General features: G+C 46.0%; 13 protein-coding genes and 1 pseudogene. 5 read left to right on the forward strand and 9 right to left on the reverse strand.

All coding sequences use genetic code 11. The features are described from left to right. Positions 1 to 168: 168 nt before the first annotated feature. A pseudogene (locus NDI33_RS23895) lies at positions 169 to 486 on the reverse strand (DUF4277 domain-containing protein); the annotation flags it as partial. A 207-nt stretch (positions 487 to 693) separates the two neighbouring features. Then, positions 694 to 1368, reverse strand: a complete 675-nt coding sequence (locus NDI33_RS23900) for an HAD-IA family hydrolase (RefSeq protein ID WP_190673439.1) — start codon at positions 1366 to 1368, stop codon at positions 694 to 696. A 228-nt stretch (positions 1369 to 1596) separates the two neighbouring features. Here NDI33_RS23900 and NDI33_RS23905 point away from each other — a divergent pair, with 228 nt between their 5' ends. Further along, a complete protein-coding gene (locus tag NDI33_RS23905) occupies positions 1597 to 2652 on the forward strand; it encodes a saccharopine dehydrogenase NADP-binding domain-containing protein (protein WP_190673441.1) in 1056 nt (351 codons plus the stop codon). Positions 2653 to 2687: 35 nt separating this feature from the next. Here NDI33_RS23905 and NDI33_RS23910 read toward each other — a convergent pair whose 3' ends face one another. Then, positions 2688 to 3209 (reverse strand): DUF937 domain-containing protein, encoded by a 522-nt coding sequence (locus tag NDI33_RS23910; RefSeq protein WP_190535041.1) that lies wholly within the window; start codon positions 3207 to 3209, stop codon positions 2688 to 2690. Between the two features lie 66 nt (positions 3210 to 3275). Then, positions 3276 to 5072 (reverse strand): ATP-binding protein, encoded by a 1797-nt coding sequence (locus NDI33_RS23915; protein ID WP_190673444.1) that lies wholly within the window; start codon positions 5070 to 5072, stop codon positions 3276 to 3278. Between the two features lie 220 nt (positions 5073 to 5292). On the opposite strand from NDI33_RS23915, the gene NDI33_RS23920 reads away from it, so the two are divergent. Beyond that, positions 5293 to 6846 carry a GTP-binding protein gene (locus tag NDI33_RS23920; protein WP_190535035.1) on the forward strand — a complete coding sequence of 518 codons (1554 nt, stop codon included), beginning with the start codon at positions 5293 to 5295 and terminating at the stop codon, positions 6844 to 6846. Positions 6847 to 7047: 201 nt separating this feature from the next. Further along, positions 7048 to 7176, forward strand: coding sequence for a hypothetical protein (locus tag NDI33_RS23925; protein ID WP_277877468.1), 129 nt, complete (start codon positions 7048 to 7050; stop codon positions 7174 to 7176). Positions 7177 to 7599: 423 nt separating this feature from the next. On the opposite strand, the gene NDI33_RS23930 is transcribed toward NDI33_RS23925, so the two are convergent. The 4 genes from NDI33_RS23930 to NDI33_RS23945 form a co-directional block, all read right to left on the reverse strand. Next, positions 7600 to 8157 carry a 2OG-Fe(II) oxygenase gene (locus NDI33_RS23930; protein WP_190431592.1) on the reverse strand — a complete coding sequence of 186 codons (558 nt, stop codon included), beginning with the start codon at positions 8155 to 8157 and terminating at the stop codon, positions 7600 to 7602. A 79-nt stretch (positions 8158 to 8236) separates the two neighbouring features. Further along, on the reverse strand, positions 8237 to 9178 hold the full coding sequence (locus NDI33_RS23935; RefSeq protein WP_190673447.1) for a putative 2-dehydropantoate 2-reductase: 942 nt from the start codon (positions 9176 to 9178) through the stop codon (positions 8237 to 8239). Between the two features lie 6 nt (positions 9179 to 9184). Continuing rightward, positions 9185 to 9361 (reverse strand): hypothetical protein, encoded by a 177-nt coding sequence (locus NDI33_RS23940; RefSeq protein ID WP_190673450.1) that lies wholly within the window; start codon positions 9359 to 9361, stop codon positions 9185 to 9187. 35 nt (positions 9362 to 9396) lie between these two features. Next, a complete protein-coding gene (locus tag NDI33_RS23945; RefSeq protein ID WP_190673454.1) occupies positions 9397 to 10035 on the reverse strand; it encodes a hypothetical protein in 639 nt (212 codons plus the stop codon). 131 nt (positions 10036 to 10166) lie between these two features. On the opposite strand from NDI33_RS23945, the gene NDI33_RS23950 reads away from it, so the two are divergent. Together NDI33_RS23950 and NDI33_RS23955 are read left to right on the forward strand one after the other, a co-directional pair. Further along, positions 10167 to 11147: an ABC transporter ATP-binding protein gene (locus tag NDI33_RS23950; RefSeq protein ID WP_190673457.1), complete on the forward strand. Its 981-nt coding sequence runs from the start codon at positions 10167 to 10169 to the stop codon at positions 11145 to 11147. A gap of 190 nt (positions 11148 to 11337) precedes the next feature. Beyond that, a complete protein-coding gene (locus NDI33_RS23955) occupies positions 11338 to 11754 on the forward strand; it encodes a fasciclin domain-containing protein (RefSeq protein WP_190410504.1) in 417 nt (138 codons plus the stop codon). A gap of 316 nt (positions 11755 to 12070) precedes the next feature. Here the strand turns inward: NDI33_RS23955 and NDI33_RS23960 are convergent, their stop codons facing one another. Then, complete coding sequence (locus NDI33_RS23960; protein ID WP_190673461.1) at positions 12071 to 13531, reverse strand: glycoside hydrolase family 13 protein; 1461 nt, start codon at positions 13529 to 13531, stop codon at positions 12071 to 12073. Positions 13532 to 13680 lie beyond the last annotated feature (149 nt).

Genomic DNA, 13680 nt, shown 5'->3' on the forward strand with positions numbered 1-13680 from the left:
TTTGGATTGGATTATACGGTCAATCTTGGGTAATGGGAATGGAATTTTGCCAGGATATTGTTCATGAATTAATGGTAATAAGACGTAACAAGCTGCCATCTTTTCAGAGAGGTTTGAGGGCTATGTCCTTGATTTTACGTATATTTTGACGGGGTTGTCACCCCGTGAGGTCAATCCCACCTCAAACAACTCATCGAGAACTCGTCCCATGCGGTCATCGTTCAGGTGTTCTGCCCGAATCCCTTCCCCCAACAAATGCTCCGTTGCTTTGTCTACGAAAAACTGCTCGAACAAATACAAAGGTGCGCTGACAAAGCCTAGTCCGTTGAGAATCATGGCTTTGACCGCTTGCCCAGGGCTAACCACCTGCAACGGGTGTTGCTTAAGGCGCTGGTTGATTTGCTCAACCAAGCCCATCTCGTCGATGACCCCTGCCACAATCCCACTGTGATCAATATCTTGTACTCTAATCTCAGATGCACTCATGCATCAAAAATACAATAACTCCATGCCAAAACCTGCGGAATATGGGATAAATTAGGTCTCTGGCTATCAAACCTACCTCTACAAAAATCAAACTGTACATCCACAGAAATATAAATATCGCAATCCTAATTCATTCATAAAATCGGAGAGATCTCTTCTTACTCGTCCTCAGTGCTTTATAGCGAAGAGAGTGTAGCGTTAATAAATTCAATTAGGATCGGGATCGTTTTTTGCGGGAGAATCTAGCCACGTCCACAACTGCGGAGAGGTGAAATTAGGCACTGCAAAAATTGCTCCGCAGTCGCAGAGAACTTTGGGGTCGTAGGTTGAGGCAATGCCAATTGTCACAATGCCTGCGCCTACCGATGAACGAATGCCGGAGGGAGAGTCCTCAAAAGCGATCGCTTGTTTCGCTTTAATACCAAAATAATCTAACGCCAGTTGATAGGGAGCCGGATCGGGCTTGCCCGCGATCGCTTCTTCTGCTAAAACAACGGTGGCGAAGGCATCTGCCAAATCCAAAGCTTCTAGCATGAAGTAGACATTTTTACGCGGTGCATTTGTGACAACTGCTCGTTGCAACTTTAATTCTTCTGTCCATGCCAAAATTTTAGAAAGTCCAGCCAGGGGTTTAAGTTCTGGTGATAATTCTCGGAAATAAGCTTCTTTCGCTTCAGCGAGTTGTTCGCCTTCTGATAAGGATAACTGAGGGAGAATATCTTGGATAATAACTGGATTAAGGCGTCCGCTAATCCGGTTTTGGTAAAAATTTTCGTCAATATCAATATCGTATTGTTTTAAAATATCCTGCCAAGATTTGTAATGGATTCGGTCAGTATTTACCAGAGTCCCGTCCAAGTCAAATAAAATTGCAGCCAACATAGTTTCAGGGGCGAGACGATTGAATCAGTGCCATAGCTATCCTAGGGTGGGAAGCAAAGCCAAGCAAACATTCTGTCATCTTACCTGTACCTTTTGCCGTATTGAAGAAAACACTCCCAAGCGGACAATAGAAGTATGCAGTCGCTCGACTGTTATACCCTTGATTGACAAAGCGGGATAAAAAGAGCGATCGCTTTCTATCTCTGCTGTGTCGTAACTTCTGTACTAATGTCCTCAAACTTTTTGTTATACGGTGCGAATGGCTATACCGGAACCCTGATTGCGCGATTGGCAGTGCGGCAAGGGTTACGCCCGATTCTGGCAGGACGCAATTCCGAAAAGTTGCAGCCGTTAGCGACATCGCTTGGTTTAGAACACCGCGCCTTTAGCCTAGAAAATGAATCCGCCGTGGATGCGGCACTCCAGGATGTCGCCGCGGTACTCCACTGTGCAGGGCCATTCTCCCGCACCTCTAAGCCAATGGTTGAAGGGTGCCTGCGGACAAAAACGCATTATCTGGATATTACCGGAGAAGTCGCAGTATTCGAGGCGATCGCTGCCAAAGATGCTGAGGCAACAAAAGCAGGCGTAATGCTGCTTCCCGGCGTCGGTTTTGATGTCGTTCCTTCTGACTGTCTCGCGGCTCATCTCAAGAGACAGCTGCCTTCAGCAACAAGTCTGGCGCTGGCTTTCACCGCCGGTCAGACATCGCGGGGAACTGCCACAACAATCGTGGAAGCTCAGAAGCAAGGAGGCTTAGTGCGGCGGGGTGGCGTTCTGACTCCGGTTCCAACCGCCTGGAAAACTAGAACCATCGACTTTGGAGAAGGCCCTGTTTTAGGAACCACACTTCCTTGGGGAGATGTGTCTACCGCTTTCTACAGCACAGGGATTCCCAATATTGAAGTTTATATGGCAACCCCTCCCTCCACTTACTGGGCGCTAGTCGCAAGTAGATATTTGGGTTGGTTATTGGGGGCACCACCCATACAAAGCTTACAGAAACGTCTAATCCAAGCTCAACCACCAGGACCAACCGATGCACAGAGGCAACAGGGGAAAACTAGATTGTGGGGAGAGGTGTCAGATGATGGCGCAACTAAGGTATCCCGACTGCAATGCCCCGAAGGCTATACGCTCACGGCAATGACAGCGCTGGCAATTGTTACCAAGGTGCTTGCCGGACAGGTGAGTGTTGGTTTCCAGACGCCGTCTAAAGTCTATGGTGCCGATTTGATTTTGGAAATTGAGGGGGTTGAGCGGTCAGATATTAATAATGGGTAATGAGTAATGGGGTATCCCATTACCCATTCCCAGCTTTATCTACCCAGATGGCGAGCTGCTAACTGCATCGCATCAGCAATATCAACATCGCCATCGCGGTCGGCATCTAAGAAAGTATTCAGAACTGGATTCGACCCGTGCGGATTTTGAGCGCTGGAGCCAGTTTTTAGAAGATTTAACACCAAGGGAACTAGAATCGGCAACATCTGTTGAATCATCGCCGGATTCAAGCCGGTTCTTTGAGCAATGACTTGCACGATTTGTGGCACTTGAGAAAAACCAAAAAGCGCATCAACGGCTTGAGGATTGGGAGAAGTGCCGCCATATTGATTGACAAGGGCTTGCGCTTGTTGAGGGCCTTCGGTAGCTTGCTTCTGTTGTAGAGCAGAGCGCACGTAGTTACCTACAAGGGACATTGTAGATTGCACTGCTGACGGGTCGGCACCATAATTATTGCCTACCTGCTGCACGGTGCCAAAAATATTATCCATCTGTCCGGGAGTCGCTTCCCGATCTGGACTGTCTAAGGCATTGATAATTTGGTCAAAAAGCCCCATAACTCTTTCTACTCCGATAACTTGAACAAAATGTCTCACTTTTGGACTGTAGTTCGCCTCTAGCTATTAGCAGAGAATTTTTGTTGATATTGATGCGACACCGACTTGATGTTTGATCGGTAAAGCGATCGCTAACTCTGTCCCTTTACCAACTTCTGATTTGCAGCTAAAATTACCGCCATGTTTCTCTACGATAATCTGATGGCTGATTGATAGACCCAAGCCCGTACCAATGCCTCTCGGCTTCGTGGTAAAAAAGGCATCAAATATTTTCTCTTGATGTTCTGGTGAAATGCCAGAACCATTGTCAGCAATCCGCACCCCAACGGTATCCTTGTTTAGGCGTTCTGTAGAAATCACGATTTCTCCAGGCTCTTTTGCCTCTTCTAGAGCATCAATCGCATTGCTGAGTAAATTCATAAATACCTGATAAAGCAAGCCGGTGTAACCTTCAATAGCTGGGATATCGCCGTAGTTTTGAATAATATTGATATTATTTTTAATCCGATTGTTCAAAATCAGCAGGGTACTATCAAGACAGGCGTGCAAATCTACAGAATTCGGTTGTGGATCATCGAGGCGAGAGAAATCTTTTAAACTTAGAACAATTTGTCGAACTCGGTCAGAACCGACTTTCATCGATTGCAGAACTTTAGGCAGGTCTTGTTTAAGAAAATCGATATCAATTTCCTCTGCTTGAGTTTGAATCGTTTCAGGCGGATTGGGAATTTCAGCTTGATAAGTTTCTAGTAATGCGAGAAGTTCTTTAACGTAGTCACCAGCATAAGCCAAGTTGCCATAGATGAAGTTGACCGGATTATTGATTTCATGGGCGACTCCGGCAAGCATTCGCCCCAAGCTAGACATTTTCTCACTTTGAATTAGCCGCAACTCGCTGTCTGCTTTTTGTTCTTGCAAAAGATGCCCCACCTGGAGGATGAGCTGATTGAGGGAGGTTGCCAACATTCCCACTTCATCTTCAGTTGTAATCGGCACTTGCAAGTCAAAATTAGATTCTTGAGTTGTCTGCTGCGCTACATCGGTTGCAGCTTTCAGGGGACGGACGATGGCGCGAGAAGTGTAGATGGCTAAAAGGATAGCGATCGCAATTGACAATAAAATACTTGCAACAATAATTTTAAATCGGATTGTTTCCGCAGCAATCAAAGCTAGTTCTGCCTGCTTAACATCCTGGTAAGATCCCTGAATAACTCCAGTTAAGTCGTCTGAGAGACCATCAAAATTTAGCGCTACAGAACCATTCGTAAAATTTAAAAGTAGTTTTTGTGCTTCCTGAATTTTATCTGGCTTTAAATGAGACAGCTCAATTTGCTGTACTAATTCATCAACCTGATGAAAATAGATTTCTGGTACGTTTTCGTAAGTTTTTAGAAAACTGGGTATTCCATCAGCGTGTACATGAGCCGCTGCCTCGCGTTGATAAACGGCGCTGTTTGTATAAGATTTGATTTGAGACAATATCCGCTTAATTTCAGCAGTATGTTCCAGAAAATGAGAGTATTCGTCCCAAAACAATTCCGGATTTTCTGCTAGCGGAATCAATTGTTGTTGGTGCGTACGTGCCTGTAGTACGCCATTTTGCAAGCGATGGAGAAGGTTGAGTTCTTGGTTGCTATATTCATGCAACTTCGTAGCTCGTTGCTGATAGTAATCTCCAATCATAAATCCGGCAGCCGTTCCCAAAACGGCAATGCCTAGGGTTAGCCCATATCCATAACTAATTTTTTGGCTAACGCTGAAACGACCAGTGACCCGGCTGAGCCAGCCTGTGATACTGACTGGGTGAGGGAACGCACTGCCTAAGCGTATCTGAGGCTTCCTGACGTTTGGCTCAGAGATCATCGATCTATCCGGTGGGGGATAATTTTAAAAGCTAGTTTGTATTATAATTTACTGTTTTTTAAAATTACTCAGAAAGACGCTTTGTTTTAATTATCTAGCCGAGAAAAAATCACGGCAACAGGCTCTACTTTATTCGTGGAAGCATCTCTTGCCTGTTGCTGATAGCAGACAATGATAGGGAGATTAAGATTAGAAGCATCTCCTTACCACAATCCCGTTCATGCCCCTGTCGCGCTTATTAACGCTGATCGTTGGCCTCAGTGTAATTCTGGGGCTGATGCTGTGGCTGATTAATTCTCTCTATCGGCTGTATATTCAGATTTCTTTTACGGCACCTTTACTGGGAAATCTGCTGCTTTTGTTGCTGATTGTCCTACTGGGGGTGCTAATCGGTGGATTTATCTACTATGTGATGATTCTTCAGGGGACTGCAAAAGGTTCGCGGCAACGCCGCAGATTGCCGAAAGTCCCGGAAGCGAAGACAGAGGCGGCTTCAGAAACCCTCAAAGCAGTGCGGCAGCAAGTAGCACAGATTCAGGATGAGGTGTCGCGGCAGGCATTACTTGAGCGATCGCGCGAAATCGAAGCAAATTTAGCGCGTGGGGAACTGTTAGTCGTCGTATTTGGCACGGGTTCCGCTGGTAAGACTTCTCTGGTGAATGCCCTGATTGGGCGCATGGTAGGACGGGTAGACGCGCCAATGGGAACGACGGAGGTGGGAGAAACTTACGTTCTCAAGTTGAAAGGATTAAATCGGCAAATTTTAATTACCGATACGCCCGGAATTTTAGAAGCAGGGGTGGCGGGAACTCAGCGAGAACAACTGGCAAGGCAATTGGCAACTGAAGCGGATTTGTTGTTATTTGTCGTAGATAATGACTTGCGGCAGTCCGAGTATAACCCGTTGCGAACCTTGGCAGAAATTGGCAAGCGATCGCTGCTGATCCTCAACAAAACCGATCTTTATACAGACACCGATAAGGAAACAATTCTGGCGCGTCTGCGGGAACGAGTGCGGGGATTTATCGCTACCGCCGATGTGGTTGCGATCGCCGCGAATCCCCAGCTTGCCGAATTGGAGAGTGGCGAAACCTTCCAACCCGAACCGGATGTGATGCCGTTAATTCGCCGCATGGCAGTGGTTCTTAGAGCCGAAGGGGAAGACCTAGTCGCTGACAACATCCTACTGCAATCTCAGAGACTGGGAGACGAAGCGCGACGCCTGCTGGATGCTCAGCGCAGACGCCAAGCGGAGAAGGTGGTAGAACGTTTTCAGTGGATTGGGGCGGGTGTCATCACCGTGACACCCTTGCCAGTAGTGGATTTGCTAGCAACCGCCGCTGTAAATGCCCAAATGGTTGTAGAAATTGGCAGAATTTACGGTTGTGAACTGAATATGGATCGAGGGCGCGAATTAGCGCTTTCTTTAGGGAAAACTCTCGCGAGTTTGGGAATTGTCCAAGGAGCAATTGAGTTGCTTTCTAGAGTCCTCCAACTGAGTGTCGCCGCCTATCCTATTGGTAAGGTCATTCAAGGCGTTACCGCCGCTTATTTGACTCGAATTGCTGGGAAAAGTTTTATTGAATACTTCCGTCACGATCAAGATTGGGGCGATGGCGGAATTACAGAAGTTGTGCAGCGACAGTTTCAGCTAAATCGCCGGGATGAGTTTATCAAGACATTTGTGCAAGAAGCGATCGCGCGAGTCGTCAAACCTTTAGCAGAAGCGAAAGAACCGCAAGAGGAACGCCAATCAGATCCGCCTCAACAATAGTAGCGTTCGCGAAGCGATATTCCTTCATTGGTAACACCCAGAAATATACCAGTTCTGGGTTACAGATTAAGGGTGCGCTTGCAAATTCTCTTGATCTACAAATAAATTTTATCTGCCAACCTGAAATTTATCCGGATATAGCAATTCTTGAGTTGATTAATAAGGTTAACAAGACAGCTTGCTTAACTTGGAGAAATTTCTATGGAATTAACGATTGCCGCAATTGCCTTCACCTGGATATTTTTCGCCTTTAGCGGAAGAACCTTATCCGACAAAAAAGGGTCTGACAAAAAACCCGAATATATCGCCAAAATCTACAAAAATGACTAAAGAAAGAGAAGCTCACTTTTTCACTTTCTTTCATGGCTCATAAAATGACGATTTTTCAGATGCTCAACAAATTTTAAATTGCTGTTTTAAATTCATCGTCATAGCAATTGGAGACTGGGAACACAAAACTTCCCAATCTCCTTTTTTATTTCTTATCGTCCAAGCTAAACAATGCAAATTCTAAAAGCTTCCTACTGGGTGAATTAAAGATACGAGATATGCAGACTTTTTTTCAATTGTTTTTCTGAGGAAAACCCAGTACAGGGTTAGCAAAGACAATAACATAAAAAGTTACACATGGGGTATAAATAAATGGGGGAATAGCAGTTTTATCTTACAACTATTTACCAGAAGAATAAAGAATAATTAAATGAAATTGTGTAGAGCGATCGCCCTTTTTTAAAAGTCAACTTCCCCCGATTTTTATTGGCTCGCATACGTGTACATCACGTCTGAACGCAGTACATACTTTCGACCTTGGATTACGGGTGCGCCTTCATGTTTTATTTCGTGGATAAAGAACAGCGCCATACCGATTTGAGGAACTATAGAGACGTTGGGTGAAAAAAACAGAGTTTCGCCTCCCTCAAAGTCTTCGCTCAGATAAATCATAAAAGTTAAACGGCTATGGTCGCCGTTTGTTCGCCAATAACTACCATCGTGATGTGGTGCGAAGCGCTGACCCGGATCGTATCGGTAGAACCGCAAGCGCTCATTAAGTCCCATTGCACACCAGTTACCGATTCTGGGGACATAAGTTTCCACACGATGCCATAAATTTGCTGCAAGTTCTTCATCATCCAAAATCACCCGATCGTTATTTCGGATTGATGGAGCCATTATGTATTCATCCTGTCCTACGGTGAGACCAGCCGGAGTATAGCCTATGTTTTCGGTTAAGGCGATATACTCGGCACACTCTGCTTTTGATAGAACGTTTGGGACGGTAAAAATCGGATTTTCTAAAGGCGCTTTTTTCATGACTAATTATTATTTAAGGTTTTTTTTCAGGGTGTCAACTATATTTAAGTCATGAAAAATCGGATGCCAAAAGAACATACTATTTGTGGCGATTTCTAGCATCCAAGAATTTTAGCTGCTGGTAAAGCATCGCAATTTTTGGCAAATCAACACCTGCTGCTTGTGCAGTTCGTAGGGGATTACCGAACATGGTTTCCACCTCTAGAGGACGCCCTTCGTCATAGTCGATTTTCATACTGGTGCGGTACGGCTTCATCTTTGCCGTGTGATCGAGCATCTTTTCGACAAAGCTATCAGGAATCTTCCGACCAAAAGCAGATGCACCTACCAGCACTTCACTCATTAACTGCTCGACTAATAATCGCGTGTGAAGATCGCTCATCAGCTCATCTGTTGTGGCGTCAAGAACCACAGAAAGCCCGTTGTATGGGATATTCCACACCAATTTCTGCCAACGAGCAAACAGCAAGTCTTCAGCAAGTTGGATAGGGATGTCAGCACTTTCAAAGTCACCCGCAATCTGACGCATTCGCTCGGTAATCCCGGCGGGTTGATAATCGGGGGTATATTCGCCGAGTGTAATCGCCTTATAGTCTAGGTGGCGGATGTGTCCTGGCCCCACTTTATTAGAGCAGAGAAAGCACAAGCCTCCCATCACCCGTTCCGAACCCACAATTTTGGCGGCTTTCTCCTCAACGCCTAGACCATTTTGCAGCACTAAGACAACGCCATCATCCTTAACCATAAATGGCAGCATTTCAGGTAGCAGGTGGTTTTGCGTCGTTTTCAGCGCCACAACTACCACATCGCAAGGTGGCATTTTGTTAGCGTCAGGGTAGGCGTTAACGTGGGGGAGGGTAAAATCGCCGTCTGGGGACTCAATGACTAAACCCTGTTGACAGACTTGTTCGTAATCGCTGTGCAACAGGAAGTGGACATTCAGCCCCGCTCGTTGTAGTTTAGCTCCGTAGTAGCCCCCCAGCGCTCCTGTTCCGAGGATGGCGTAACTCCGATTAGACATTGCTCTCTATAAAAGCTGAATCGCGGATATTTGGGCAACTTGCACGACTGGCGGCAATTGACTTGTGGGTGCGGGTATCATTTCACCCCGGAAGTCTAGTAACTGAACCAGCAGCAGATAGGCGATCGCTAGAATTATAGAAATTGCCCCAGTGATAATGGCAACTATTTTGGATCTATCCATTCGTTTCTCTTCTGTTAAATACTCCTAAATCCAGTCTAAGTGAATAGAAGTTCAGAACTGTATTTGCGCCAAATCGACTTTAAGCCTGCTTCTCGCAGCATGGTTTTTGCTGTTTCTCGCCCGTAAATCTGCGTTAATAATCCCGGTAGCCAAGTTACATCAGCACTGTTACCTTGGCTATACCAGTATTTCCAATAATCTAGGAACCCATACACCTGGCGATCGAGGTCTGGTATAAGCCGACAAATTTCTTCCATAAACTCGTGCGTACCAGCCAGTAAACCGTGATGCTCGTGAGACATCATCACTCCCCATTTTCCTTGAGGCGAGTAGAGAACATTCTCCGAAGTCAAAGCATTGTTAAACACTTTGCCATCGGCTGCTATGTAAGCTGAAATCTCAGAAAAATGGATATACCAGTGATTGGGGTGTTCGGGTTGTTCTTTGTTACGCCATAGATTTGAGAGGTAACAACCAGTGTCTCCCACACGGGAAGCAGCCGCAACTACAGCATCTAGGAGCGGTGGCTCTATGCGGTAGAAATACTCATAGATTATCCTTCGCGCTGGGACATCCGGTGCAAAACGCTGGTTAAACGGGTCGTCGTTCAGAAAAACCAGACGCAGAGAGGATTCTGCCGATTCTCGAAACTCGGCTTCAGTTAAGATAAGCATCCGCCCAGTTTATCCCTAAGAAATAGAACAGATATAGGACTCATATCATCTATCATTCCAAACTGATACGAAAGTCCGCAAAATAGGGAATCAATAATATTGTAGAGAATGCGATCGCTTGCCGAACTAATATGAATTCTGTTGAAGATAAGTCAGGGGAACCGATTACCGTTTACCGTCAATCGGTAGTACAGACTTTTGAACTGCGAAAGGTTTATCGCACCGGATTTTGGCTAAATCAAAAAATTGAATCTCTCAAAAGCTGCACGCTGTCAGTGTTTGAGGGGGAAACGTTTGGGCTGCTAGGACCAAATGGGGCTGGGAAAACGACGCTGTTAAAGACGCTTTTGGGAATAGTACGCCCTACGGGTGGACGAGGGGTACTTCTGGGAAAACCTTTGGGCGATCGCGAGGTGAAACAACGCATCGGTTATTTACCGGAAAACGCCTATTTCTATGACTTTCTCACCGGCTGGGAGTTTTTGCAATTTACGGCTGGATTATTTCAAATCCCGAAATCAGTGCAGCGTCAACGCATTCCCCAACTACTGGAATTAGTTGGATTGGCTCAATCCGCTGCCCGTAAAAAGCAGATGCGTCAGTATTCTAAAGGGATGCTGCAACGGGTAGGCATGGCTCAAGCGCTGATTAACGATCCAGAACTGGTATTTCTGGATGAGCCGATGTCAGGTCTTGATCCAATGGGGCGGTACCAGATGCGAGAGATTATTTTATCGCTCAAAAAGCAGGGAAAGACAATTTTTTTTAATAGTCATGTTCTGGCGGAAGTGGAGCAGATATGCGATCGCGTCGCTATCCTTGCTCAAGGCGAGCTGATTTGCGTCGGCTCCCTTGATGAACTCCTTGGCACCGCTGAATCCTACCACGCCAGAGGCAAAGGCGGGAACCTAGAGGTTCTCAAACGCTGGATACCCGATTTAGCATTTGAGCATAATGGCTGGCACGGACACTTACAAGGCGAACCCCAAGAGTTTCTGGCTAGTCTCCGTCTGATGGATGCCCATTTGACGACAATGAACCTATCCCGTCCTTCTCTAGAAGACTTTTTTATTCAGCAGCTACAACAACGTGGGATTCGTTCCAGTAGTTGAGTTATGTAACGGGGTTGGGGTATCTGATGAGTGGCTGCACGCTAGCGAAATCAGATGAAATGGGTAGCGGTGCTAACCTAATAGCGATCGCGCCTTCAATACTTTTGCCTTCAATACTTTTGAAGGATGCACTGCAAGTCTTATAGCGAGTATCTCTAAACAGGACACTCACTTAAAATCATCAAAACGCATGGCTGACCTTTTAGAAACTGCCACTAATGAAGGATCTTTCAAAACTCTGGTTAATGCTCTTGAGGCTGCTGGTCTGTTTGAGATTCTCAAGAGTCCAGGACCCTATACTGTCTTTGCTCCAACCGACGAAGCATTTGCCAAAATTCCAGAGGATACACTGGCTTCTTGGATGGACAACATCCCCAAGCTGAAGCAAATTTTAATGTATCACGTCCTGTTTGGGGATGTTAGAACTGATAACTTCGTCGAGATAGATTCCGCTGAGACAGTTGAGGGCGGCATTCTGGGGATTGATAGCACCGACGACGGTTTTAAAGTGAATGATGCGAAGGTGCTAAAAACAGATATCCTTACCGATAACGGCGTCATCCATGTCATTGATTCAGTACTTACACCGACGATAATGTCTAAATAGGCACTAATTTCGGCTGCTGACTTCTGTCTTCAGACAGAATTTATTGACCAAAAACTGGGTAATGGTAAGACAAAAGCAAATTTGGAGTCAGTGCGATCTAAACGACATCGTAAAAATTTAAAATTCGATTTGCTGACATAAAAAAGGAGGCACCTTTGCAAAGGTGCCTCCTTTTGATTTGGGCGATCGCCAAGGAATGTGGATTAAATAATTGGTCAAATTCACATTCTGTAAGGACATGGCACAAACACGCCCCTACGCAGGCAATTAGAGGTTAATCAATCCACCCTTCTTGGCAAACATTCGCGAAATTTGTTTAACCCAGGATGCATCCACTACGCGCTGGCAAATGCAAGGACAGATGGTTGGATTCTCCCTCACCGCTCCATGACACCTCGGCAGTGCCATACAATTGCTGATTAGGCTTGGATTGTAGCCCCGTCACCTCAAAACTCACATGATCTGCCGGTGCCGTCCCCACGTTAATGGCAACAATCAGTTCCTCATCTCCCAATTTCCGAGCAAAGACGTAAACGGTTCCTTCCGCAAACAGAACGTGGTAAGAACCTGTACGCAAGGCAGGATATTGGTGACGCAGGGCGATGAGTTGCTTGTGATAATCTAGAACATCACGCTCCCAGTGAGCTTCCATCGGAAAACCCCGACGCGAATCTGGATCGAGTTTTCCCGGTAATCCCACTTCATCACCATAGTAGATGCTGGGCGCGCCTGGATAAGTCAATAGCAGCAATGTTGCTAGTTGAACACTCTCCTTATCACCGCCTGCAATAGAAATCAGTCGCGCCGTATCGTGGCTAGCTAGCAAATTCAACTGAGTCAGTTGAATATCCCACGGATAAAATTCCAACAATTGCTGGATTTTTTCGGCATACTCTGGTGCAAAGAGGGGCGGATAAGGATGGTAAGAGCGATCTTTCACTTGGTCAATGTCTACGCGATCGCCTGCGGCAAAAGCAATCGTCGGCGCAGCAAAGAGATAGTTCATTACCCCGTCAAACTGAGTCCCATCCAGCCACTCGCGGGAATCTCCCCAGACTTCCCCCACAATATAAGCTTCTGGGTTAATCGCTTTCACGCGATCGCGAAATTCTTGCCAAAATCCTTGAGCCTTAATCTCAAAGGGCACATCCAAGCGCCAGCCATCGATGCCGAATTTAATCCAATATTCGGCAATCTCCATAATATATTCCCGCACTTCCGAATTTTCATGGTTGAACACTGGCAGCGCCCGATTTCCGTCCCAGCCCTCATAATTCGCCGGAAAATCGCCGTTATACGCCGATAAAGGCCAGCCTTCAATCTTGAACCAATCCACCCAAGGCGAATGGGGGCCATTTTCCAGAACATCGTGGAAAAAGAAAAATCCCCGACTGGAGTGATTAAATACCCCATCCAGCACAACTTTGATATCCCGTTCGTGGGCAGCTTCTAGCAACTCCCGAAAAGCGCCATTCCCCCCCAACATCGGATCGACTTGGTAATAGTCGTGAGTGTGATAGCGGTGATTGCTAGCCGATTGAAAGATGGGGGTAAAGTAAATCGCATTAATCCCTACATCCTGCAAGTAATCCAGCTGTTCCATCACCCCCCACAAATCACCGCCCTTGTACCCTTGAAGCGTCGGTATTTCGTGCCAATCTTCCCATCGGGTATCCTTCAAAAGCCGCTTGTGAGAATGCTTCGTTTTAGCAAAGCGATCCGGGAAAATTTGGTAAAAAACCGCGTGCTTAACCCAATCCGGCGTCTGTATCTGCATAAACTCCTTCCTAGCCCTTCACCGCTAAGGTACAGCCCTTGCCAGCTTTTCGCTTCTCACCTCTGGAAGATAATCTTTGTTACAGAATGCCAGATTGCAAAATCCAACTTTTCCTTTTTATGCTACTTATGTATCAAATTATTTTAGAT

Origin of the sequence: Trichocoleus sp. DQ-A1 (assembly GCF_039961955.1) — a bacterium.
GTDB lineage: Bacteria > Cyanobacteriota > Cyanobacteriia > Cyanobacteriales > FACHB-T130 > FACHB-T130.